This is a genomic window from Pseudoalteromonas sp. TB41 (genome assembly GCF_000497975.1).
Classification (GTDB): Bacteria; Pseudomonadota; Gammaproteobacteria; order Enterobacterales; family Alteromonadaceae; genus Pseudoalteromonas; species Pseudoalteromonas tetraodonis.
Genome location: NZ_AUTH01000012.1, coordinates 1 through 10,261 on the forward strand (window position 1 = coordinate 1; position 10,261 = coordinate 10,261).

Sequence of the window (10,261 nt, forward strand, 5' to 3'; positions counted from 1 at the left end):
TGTAGTGGTCAATAAAATTTGGCCACAGCTTTAGAATCTTGGTATCTAACCTCAGATTCATTTGGCGCTAAACCGGCATTATAATGATGTGGCCTAACGTTGTTGTAATACCCGTTGATATAATCACTCACACTATATTTAGCATCTTTAAAGTTTTCGTATCCAACCTTTGGCATCCACTCCGTTTTAAAGCTTCTAAAAAATCGCTCCATTGGCGCATTATCCCAACAATTTCCGCGCCTGCTCATACTTTGTGTAATTTTATAGCGCCATAAACGTTGACGATATTTTAAACTTGTATAATGACTACCTTGGTCTGAATGAAACATCAGTCCACTTGGCTTACCTCTGCTTTCATACGCGAGTTCAAGCGCTTTTAGCGTTAAGTTAGTATCTGGCGACAACGACATTGCCCAACCAACGACTTTACGTGCAAACAAATCAACAACGACCGCTAAATAGGCCCAGCGATTGCCTGTCCAAATATACGTCACATCACCGCACCACACGGTATCTGGCTCAACAACATCAAATTGTCTATCAAGCAGATTTGGAATTTCAAGGTGCTCATTACCACCGCGTTTATATGAATGTTGAGGTACTTGGCAGCTTTCAAGCTTTAATTTAACCATTAGCTTAGCAGCACGATAACGACTCAATTCAAAATCATTGTTCGTTGCTATTGCCGCGATTGTCCGCGCCCCAGCTGAGCCGCCGCTCATTGCATGTATGGCTTTAACTTCAGCTTCTAGCCTTATTTGCTCTGGCGTCGGCGTTGTATCCCGTATAGCCCAATATTTATAGCTGCTACGATGCACATTGAATACGTTACACAGCACGCTAATTGGGTAACGCTCTCGTTGATTTAGTTTCTCAATTAACGAGAATTGTTCAGGGAGTCGGACATCAAGAGAGCGGTAGCCTTTTTTAATATATCCTTTTCTAATTTAATGCGTTGGATTTGCTTTTTAAGTTCGCGGATTTCAATTTGTTCGGGCGTCATTGGTGAAGCAGATGGTGTCTGGCCACTCCGCTCTTGCTTTAATTGAGTAACCCACTTACTGACGGTTGATTTACCCACCCCCATCGCTTTGGCTGCTTCTTCTTGAGTATAACTTTGGTCAACTACAAGCTGAGCTGTTTCTAATTTGATTGCCGCAGAATACGTTGCGCGTTTTAATTTCGTCATTTTTTCACCCAAATTTGTATGCTTATTAGCATAACATTTCTTTCTTAATGGGTGGCCAAAATCACTGTACCACTACAATAGTGAATTTTCAAAATTTATTAAAAAAAGTCTTGATGAAGTTGTTCAATTCAGGAAACAAATTTCATCAAACAGAAATCGTTTTTTAAAAGAAAGGGAATCACAATATCAAAATAAGTTAGAAAGCATTCAATCGGAAGTTGCAGCTTTAGAAACGGAAAGATCTAAGTTTTATAAAATGTTAGATGAACTATCTGCATTCGATGCGTTAAAGAATGCTTATAACAACTTAGTTGAAGAGAAGGCTAACTTATCAGGACAGCTTTCTTATGTTGAGCAACTTGACTATATAGAAAATGCTATTGCAACTAAAAAGTCCTCTGTTAGTAAAACAGTAGCTGAAATCGTTAAAAATAAAGATAAGCTTGAGTGTGTTGTTGAAGGCATAAAAGAAGTTTTTTTAGATTTAGTTGACGGTTCAGTTGATACTGATAGTTCAGATACTAATCCTTACTTTAATATTGAAGCTAAAGCTAAGCAAAATAGTCCTCTTAAATTAACAATTGAAGTACCTAGGGGTGGGTCTTTAGGTAAAGGAAGATTCAAAATTCTAGCATTTGATATGACGGTATTTATATCCTCGTTATACAGGAATAAAAATTTACCCTCTTTCTTAATTCATGATGGGGTGTTTCATGCAATAGCTCACAAAACCAGAATTAAGTACCTCAATTACATAAATAGAAGGTTAAGCACTATCAAAGGCGCTCAATATATAGTAACTGTTAATGAAGACGAAATACTCTTTCCTGACAGTGAAGGTGTAAACGTTGAACTTGATTTTGACTTGAATGAAAGGACATTGATTACATTAGAAGATAACCCTCAATCTATGTTTCTGGGTAGGGATTTCGGTTAGTTATGGCTATAGAGCAAGGCATCTGGAAAATAGGCGATAAACCAACAAGATTAAAAACTGTAACCTTGGAAAGCGAACAACAATTGGAGGAACTCATAGTTGCAGACATTTCTATTTTAAATCCAAATTGGTTGCTTATTGGTCGTCAAGTGCGAACTGATTTTGATAAATACATTGATTTACTTGCTATAGATGCAAGCGGAAGTGTCATTATCATTGAGTTAAAGCGCGATAAAACACCAAGAGATGTCGTAGCTCAAGCACTAGATTACGCATCTTGGGTGGTCGAAATTGACGACAGTAAATTAGTTGATATTTATCATGATTACAGTACGAAATTCGCAATATCGGAACAAAGTTTGGATAGGGCGTTTGAGTCAAAATTCGGTGTTCCTTTCAACGATGTAAACTATGACGGCTCGCACCAAATGATAATTGTAGCTGCTGCATTGGATGCAAGTTCAGAACGGATCATCAACTATTTAAATGACAAAGCTAAGATACCTGTTAATGCTGTGTTTTTTACAGTATTTGAGGATGGTACAAATCAGTATTTAAGCCGAGCTTGGATGATAGCACCTGAAGAAACCCAAGATCGCGTTATTTCAAAATCAACAAAAGAGCCGTGGAACGGTGAGTTTTATGTTTCTTTTGGGCATGGTAAAGAGCGCCATTGGAATGATGCATTAAAATATGGATTTGTTTCCGAGGCCGTTGGTATTCAAATACATTAAACATGTTAGATATTGGTGATCGTGTATGGGTAAAAATTCCTAAAACGGGCTTTGTAGCTGTTGGAAAAGTCGCTGGTGAAATATCAAGAGCAGAAAACTACCGAATGGATTAAAGCAGTGCCGTTGGCTCAAGCATTTAATGAAACAGGATTGTTTGGAAATCAGAATTCAGTCTGCAAACCACAAACACCAAAGTGGTCACATACTGTTGAAAGAGTAAAAACGCATTTCAATCTTTAGAATTAATATTTTAAAAGTAAATATGAGTACTTTTTAAAACAATCTCAAATTATGAGTCCCTAGGGGACTCAATCTCCAGTGAGTCCCAAATCTCAATTTATAGTCCGTTTGTCAATGATTACGCCCACTTTAATTTAAATTACGCAATTTAACATAACGTAATTTATGGGCTATCGCTTTTACGCAAATGCGTCCTCAGTTGGTGCATTCGCTAGTCCTGCAACTAGTGTTAGCGCTACACATGCTGCACTAATCTTTTTTACAATATCAGACCAGATTTTACCTTCTTCCTTCGATTTTGATTTTTCGATAGCAAGTTTAAGTAATGCTTCTTTTTGATCCATACCAATGGTGTTAGCCATAAAAATACATTGATTCGCTGTTAAATGACGTGTGCCTTTTTTAATCTGCGACATATTCCCAGAATTAAATTCTGAAAAATCAGCTATAACCTGTTTATCCTGACTATAGCCTTTTGAATCTTTATATTTTTCAATAAGTTCGTAACTAAAATTCATAGCAATCTCCTCTGTATATTAATTATAACTGTCAAACCTGATAAATAAATATTTGACAACTGTCAATATCGAAAGCTACACTCCAAAACATTCAATATTGACAGCTTGTCAGTTTAACAGGGAAATACGGATATGAGTTCCACTAAAAACACATTAAATCCATTACTAGTTCAAATTTCATATTTTTTTGTTCTAGTTTTTCAATTTACGTTTTTATTATCTGGCTTACTTTCCATTGCATACCAAGAGTATGATATAGCATTTGATTTTTTATCTTATTCTTTATTTCCTGTTATTTTTATAATTTTAAACTTCATTTTAGTCCGCACTCCCATCTATAAAAAAGCAAAGGCTAACCAATGAACTCATTATCTAACGCCCAATACTCTCAAGTTTTCCCTCTAAAAACAGCTATTAATTTAACTGCTAATTTTGATAAATTTCATTCAGATATTAGCATTCATAACTCTAATAATAAGCCTGCAACCGGTTTCTATTTTGATAGTAAAGCCTTCAGAAATCGTATTTTTAAGACTCATTCAAACTTGTCTCATATGCTAAGTACTGGGTATTTTTTAGCTGAAAAGTTCAATGGTTTAGTTGAAGCAGATAGAAGATTGAAGAATGCCGATACAGCTTTAAAGCTTGGCAATCCTCTTTTTGGTTATATAAACCTATCATGTTCAGACGATGAAATATGCGAAATTGCAGAGCAAAAAGCCCGTTATTGTGAGCTGAAAATAAGTAAAAACGGCCACACTTTATCTGTATTTAACATCTTGGTTAAATACTTAAATTCCTTTGATATTCAAGAGCCTGAACTAGTTTCACCGTATTGCACACACTTTGCAGCAGACTCTTTAACAGGTATTTTAAATCGCTTTGCAGACCCTATTTTCTGGCGCCGTAAATTACGTAAAATACAAGCGTTTACTATCGAACAACTAGCCCGAGATTTAAGGCTCGTACATAAAAAAGCAAGTGCTTATGTATCACAACCAACCATCCAGAACCGCCGAGAACGTAAGCGCAAATCAGCTGAAATAATGTCTGATTTATTTGTTGTTCCAAACGATGCAAACCCGTTTGATGAGTTCGAAACACTGCAATCAATTATTGAACGTTCTCACACCTCGGGCAAACAACAAGCGTCTGAATTAATGGTTCGTATTCGTGGTTTTGAAGAATTAGCAGACATGCATGGCCATCGTGGCGAGTTCTATACATTATCTGCGCCTAGTCGTTTTCATGCAGTTCACCATACTGGTAGACCTAATAATAAATATGATGGTTCAACCCCTCAGGATGCACAGGAATATTTTAACGGTATTTGGAAACGTGCCCGCGCCCTATTCTCAAAACAAAATTTACGCCCATATGGATTTCGCGTTGTTGAACCACATCATGACGGTTGTCCGCATTGGCACATGCTTTTATTCATGGAAAAAGGCGATGCGATACAAGTTCGCGCAATCATGAAAAAGCTGTGTACTGAAGATACACCCACGGAATTTAAAACAAGCACTACCCGCTTTAAGGCCATTACGATTAATAAAAGTAAAGGCTCTGCTGCTGGTTACATTGCTAAATACATCACTAAAGCCGTAACTGGTGACAGCATCGATAAAGTGATTTGTTCACAAGCGGGTGAAATGAAAATACTTCCAGCAGATGCAGCAGAACGTGCATCTACTTGGGCAAGCACTTTTGATATTAGACGTTTTCAGCAAATTGGCGGCCCTTCGGTCACTCTTTGGCGTGAACTTAGACGATTAGGCCAAGGTGATACTGGCAAATGTGAGGTTGCAAACGCAATGAATACAACACTAGATACTGTTTCAAAGTACGCATTAGAAAAAGTGCGTCATGCAGCTGACTCATCTGATTGGAAGGCCTTTTGTTTAGCAATGGGCGGAGTACAGGTCAAGCGTAAAGAACAAACCCTACGCATTCATTACCAAATTCCCGACATTGTAGACCGTATTACAGGTGAAATTAGTCGCTCAGAATCGAAGTCACCTTACTTCACTACAAAATATGGAGACCAGCCAGCTAACCGGATTTTAGGCGTTGCGTGGGATGCTGTTGTAGTAATCACTCGCCGTGGAACTACTCAAATACTCACTGAAACTGACCTTAAAGCACAGCGAAAAATCATGTGCGGTGTATCAGAACAAATACAAGGTTGGCACGATGACGGGCGTTTATTTGCACCTAGTGAAGAAGATATGCAGTTCCTAGAATCTTGTGCAATCGAAGACTACCAAAACATGTGCTTGTTCATGGACTACGAAGCTTTGGCTTCTAATGTCTCAAGCGACGAAGTCGCGAGCTTGGACTTGTGTCATTAACTGTAACTATTAATAAAACTAAACCCTATTGGAGAAATTATGAATATTGAAGGCGCTATTACAGACCTAGTAAAAGTTAATCGTACAGATGATAAAGGCGCTCCCCTGCCTACAACTGGCGAATTTAAACTACACACAAAAAACCCAGCTCAAATTTTATCTGTAAAGGTATCTGCTGACCAATTTAACGATGGTACTTATCATCAATTGGAGAACTTACAATCTGACCCTAATGGCTGGGGCTTAAAGCCTGTTTTACTCAATATTGAATATTACGAAGGTGCTAACGTAGCACGTCAAATGGACTGGAAAGGCTTCCGTTTGCATAGTTTACCTCAAGAAAATAAAGGTAAATAAAAATGGCTACTTGTGTACAGCTCGAATATGGCGAACTTAAACCAACGGCACAATCAATTGAAGATTGCACTGGCTTTGTCATGCTAGAGCCTACCGAGTACCAACAATTTTTATTAGGTTCGAGTATTTTCGACCCTAACCTAATTCCCATTGAACAGGCACAAGCACTTTTTGTTAGTGGTTTTTCATTGGTAATAATCTGCCATTTAGTCTCTTGGGGCTATGGCACTGTAATTAACTGGTTTAAACCAGAAAACGATAAATAAACTTTTTAAGCTAAAAGGAAAATACTATGGACTTCACTGCAGTTACAGGCGCAATCGAAGCTACAGCAATTGTTGCAGCAATCACAGCAGTAGCGGCAATCAAAATTTTACCACCCGTTGCCATTTGGGGTTATAACAAAGTAATTGGTTGGATTCGTTAAGAAACCCGACTATTTACTTTTCGCAAACTAAGCCCTGTATTCCTAAAAGTTGCGGGGCTTTTTTAATGGAGCACTATTATGATTTGGGGAATTTATTATGCATGCCTTGGGGTTGCTTGTGCGGTTGCGATTATTCGCGGCTTCGAAAATGCTTAAACTTTTTACTTTGCTATGGCGCGGAATTAAACACGCCATACGCCACCCATTTAAAACTATATTCTCATTAATCAAATTATGGTTTTGCTTAATGCTCGTAACCGTATTTGCAACACTGGCCATAGCTCAAGAACCAGACATGACAGATTTAAAGCCTCCCTATTTAAAACCAGAAATGATTTTATTATGTAATCCTAGTCATCCTCCAATAACTAAGGTTGATTCTGTTGCTGCTTGCTATGCTGCTATAGGCGTATCTTCAAACCCTAAAACAGGAATAATTGTCCCAACCTTTCCATCAACTTCAGCCGGTTACGTTAAAGATTGGGGGTCTGTACCTATAGCAGGTTGGTATAGCATATCTTGGGGGCCTGATAAAGAAACCTGCCCACCACCCAGTGCTCCTGAACACTCAATTCCAGTTTACCAAGATTCTGGCTCAATCATGTGCGCCCGTCCTTTAATTGATAATAAATGCCCTGAAGCCCAATCATCAGACCCTTATGTTTTTGGAACTGCTACTTCACCAGCTCACATTTGTTATGACAACCCTGAAGATGATTCCCAATGTGTCATTAACACCGATGATTCAGGCGGTTACTATTTACCATCTAAATATAATTCACAAGAACCAACTGTTTGTAAGGCAAAACCTAAACCAAATGGTGATGATAAATACTGCACAGCAATTGGTAATTCTGGTGTTTACACCGTTGATTGCCCTGAAAGCTCCATTACTTTCGATATAACAGGCATCCAAAAAAACGCAGACCAACTTGTAGTTAACCACCAACGCCTATCAGAAATTGAAGCTTCATTTTTAACTCAGCAAGATATTGATACATTAGTTCAGTCTGGAGAGCTTAAAGGTGAAAAGGGCGACCAAGGTGAAAAAGGCGACAAAGGTGATAAAGGCGAACAAGGTATTCAAGGTGTCCAAGGTGCAATTGGTCAAGCTGGCGCTGATGGTCAACAAGGTGAACAAGGCATTCAAGGCGAACAAGGTATTCAAGGTGAAAAGGGCGAAAAGGGTGAACAAGGTATAGCGGGTATTGATGGCCAAGACGGTAAAGATGGTATTGACGGAATAAATGGTATAGATGGCCGTAACGGTTCAGACGGTCTTGATGGTGAAGATGGTGAAAATTGTACCGTAATAAACACACCAACCGGTGCAACTATTTCATGCCCTGACGGTTCACAATCAGAAGTCGCTGGAGTAGATGAGGGTGCTATTGTTTCAGAGTTAACAAAACAAACAACAGAACTAAAAAAACAAACAGACGCTATCACAAAACTAGGTACTTACGACGGTACTGCTCCAACAATCGACTACTCAACTAAACCTGAAAAATATACCGAGATAGCTACTTTTGATTGGGAAACCACAAACTTCGGAACTGTACTTGAAGAACATAATGAAGCAATGCGTTCATTACCCCTATTTTCAGCTATGGAAAATTTTTTCACTACTTCTTTCAGTGGCAGCTGTCCAGTTTGGCAAGAGACTATAAGTGTTTTAGATTCTTCTTTCACTATTACTTTTGACCATTTTTGTACATCTGTTGTTCAATCAATGTTGCCTTACATTCGAGCTGTACTAATGCTCGTTGCTGGCTTTTTCGCTTGGAGAATTGCAATTGAATAGTTTACTAGATTGGCTAGCCGAAATGTGGCAGGGCTTTATAAACTGGTGTTATGAAATACTAATCTTTGTCCTAGACGCTTTTCTATGGCTGTCATTACAGGTATTTGAAAAAATGCTACAAGGTTTCAGGTTTATATTTTCTACCATAGACCCGCCACAATTCATTCAAAATGGATTAGGTCAATTTACTGCTTTGATACCTAACGACATTGGATATCTATTATCCGCCACTGGCTTTGATAATGCCCTAGGTATAATTGGTGTTGGTTATACATTTCGTTTAACCCGCAAAGTATTAACTTTATTCCAGTGGTAAATTTATGATTATATTTCACGAAGGTTTGCCAGGCTCTGGTAAAAGTTATGAAGCTCTGGTTAAACATATAATACCTAGCCTAGAAAAAGGCCGTAAAGTTTACGCTAGACTTAACGGTTTTAACTATGAAAAAGTAAGCGAGCTAACAGGTAAAACTGTTCAAGAACTAGAATCTTTGTATACAGAAATTACTGAAGAACAGGTTCATACCGTTTATGACATTGTAGAAAATGATTCATTACTTGTGCTTGATGAGTTACAAAACTTTTTCCCCAGTGGTAGACAAAAGCTGTCAGATGAAATGACCCGATTTATTGCAGAGCATAGACACAGAGGTATGGATATTGTTTGTATGGGTCAAGCTTTAGCCGATGTACACACAACATGGAAACGAAGAACTGAACGCAAAATTTCATTTTTAAAATTATCTATGGTTGGTATGGATAGCAAATATAAATGGGAAATGTACCAAGGTTCAATTAATGGCGTTAAAGGTGATGTAGTCTTTAAAAAGATAAAATCAGGTGTCGAAAAATACGATAGTAAGTATTTTGGTTCATACCTTAGCCATCAATTAACAACAGATAATACTGAGGTATATTCAGATGACCGAGTAAATGTATTTAAATCTAAGCAATTTTATTTTTATTTACCTGTTTTTATCTGTTTCCTTATTTTTGCTATATATTATCTAACTTCCTTTTTTAACGGTGAAACTAGTATTTCTAACACAAAACCTAAAGAACCTACCAACGGGCCCGTTGCAAAAGTTGAAAAACAGCAAACCTCTACTACTGGAGAACTAAACCAACAACTAAAAGAAAAACCTAAACCAAAACCTAGTACCGACCCATATCAAAAATTAAGAGATACTATTCAGAATAACAATTCAATGATTACTTACGAAGAAATCTATAGGGGTAGAATTGCCGATCTACTTGTGGTCGTAGAATCTAGCGGTAAAAAGGTTCTTGATACTTTTTCAAGGGATGAGCTTTTAATGTTGGGTTACAGATTAAAAAAAACCAGATTAGGTATCGAAGGTTATATTGGCGATAACTTAGCTGTAGTTTTTAGATATAAACCAACAAACAATTATTTTAATAATGAAATCCCAGATGAACAATATCATGATTTATATACTACTAATTAAACGTTAAAACCAACGCCTTTCAACTTGTTGAAAGCTGTTGGTTAACGTTTAAATATCCCAAAAACACATACCGTCACTGGTGACACTATGACTAGAAATCAAAAGTATGAACAAAAGCAAAAAGCTAAAGGCTTAAAGAAATTAACCCTTTGGATACCTGATAACTCAGAAATTGAGATAAAGCAGATGGTAGAGTTTTTAATTGATAACCCTGACCATATACCTTTTATGGCTC

At 37.5% G+C, this 10,261-nt stretch carries 11 protein-coding genes; 9 read left to right on the top strand and 2 right to left on the bottom strand.

Annotation, left to right across the window (positions count from 1 at the left end; translation table 11 throughout):
- Window positions 1–8: 8 nt before the first annotated feature.
- Window positions 9–1,189, bottom strand: a protein-coding gene (locus L641_RS0102170; protein WP_086007400.1) for an IS3 family transposase whose coding sequence is annotated in 2 segments (ribosomal slippage) — window positions 9–931 and window positions 931–1,189 — 1,182 coding nt in all. Because the reading frame shifts where the segments join, the coding sequence is not laid out codon by codon here.
- A gap of 256 nt (window positions 1,190–1,445) precedes the next feature.
- Between L641_RS0102170 and L641_RS0102180 the strand changes: the two genes are divergently transcribed.
- Together L641_RS0102180 and L641_RS22135 are read left to right on the top strand one after the other, a co-directional pair.
- Complete coding sequence (locus L641_RS0102180) at window positions 1,446–2,126, top strand: DUF2326 domain-containing protein (RefSeq protein ID WP_024600960.1); 681 nt, start codon at window positions 1,446–1,448, stop codon at window positions 2,124–2,126.
- Between the two features lie 2 nt (window positions 2,127–2,128).
- Entirely contained in the window at window positions 2,129–2,860 is a 732-nt protein-coding gene (locus L641_RS22135) for an endonuclease NucS domain-containing protein (RefSeq protein WP_249365144.1), read from the top strand.
- Between the two features lie 419 nt (window positions 2,861–3,279).
- On the opposite strand, the gene L641_RS0102190 is transcribed toward L641_RS22135, so the two are convergent.
- On the bottom strand, window positions 3,280–3,618 hold the full coding sequence (locus tag L641_RS0102190) for a DUF3693 domain-containing protein (RefSeq protein WP_024600992.1): 339 nt from the start codon (window positions 3,616–3,618) through the stop codon (window positions 3,280–3,282).
- A gap of 359 nt (window positions 3,619–3,977) precedes the next feature.
- On the opposite strand from L641_RS0102190, the gene L641_RS0102200 reads away from it, so the two are divergent.
- The 7 genes from L641_RS0102200 (at window position 3,978) to L641_RS22590 (ending at window position 10,026) form a co-directional block, all read left to right on the top strand.
- Window positions 3,978–5,969, top strand: coding sequence for a replication endonuclease (locus L641_RS0102200; protein WP_024600994.1), 1,992 nt, complete (start codon window positions 3,978–3,980; stop codon window positions 5,967–5,969).
- A gap of 39 nt (window positions 5,970–6,008) precedes the next feature.
- A complete protein-coding gene (locus L641_RS0102205; protein WP_253944041.1) occupies window positions 6,009–6,326 on the top strand; it encodes a hypothetical protein in 318 nt (105 codons plus the stop codon).
- Between the two features lie 2 nt (window positions 6,327–6,328).
- Window positions 6,329–6,592 (top strand): hypothetical protein, encoded by a 264-nt coding sequence (locus L641_RS0102210; RefSeq protein ID WP_024600996.1) that lies wholly within the window; start codon window positions 6,329–6,331, stop codon window positions 6,590–6,592.
- 26 nt (window positions 6,593–6,618) lie between these two features.
- Window positions 6,619–6,753, top strand: coding sequence for a hypothetical protein (locus L641_RS23710; RefSeq protein WP_275450843.1), 135 nt, complete (start codon window positions 6,619–6,621; stop codon window positions 6,751–6,753).
- A gap of 148 nt (window positions 6,754–6,901) precedes the next feature.
- Window positions 6,902–8,557: a collagen-like protein gene (locus L641_RS22585; RefSeq protein ID WP_024600997.1), complete on the top strand. Its 1,656-nt coding sequence runs from the start codon at window positions 6,902–6,904 to the stop codon at window positions 8,555–8,557.
- Window positions 8,550–8,873 carry a hypothetical protein gene (locus tag L641_RS0102225; protein WP_024600998.1) on the top strand — a complete coding sequence of 108 codons (324 nt, stop codon included), beginning with the start codon at window positions 8,550–8,552 and terminating at the stop codon, window positions 8,871–8,873. The genes L641_RS22585 and L641_RS0102225 overlap by 8 nt, the downstream gene beginning before the upstream one ends.
- Window positions 8,874–8,877: 4 nt before the next feature.
- Window positions 8,878–10,026: a zonular occludens toxin domain-containing protein gene (locus tag L641_RS22590; protein ID WP_024600999.1), complete on the top strand. Its 1,149-nt coding sequence runs from the start codon at window positions 8,878–8,880 to the stop codon at window positions 10,024–10,026.
- Window positions 10,027–10,261: the final 235 nt, after the last annotated feature.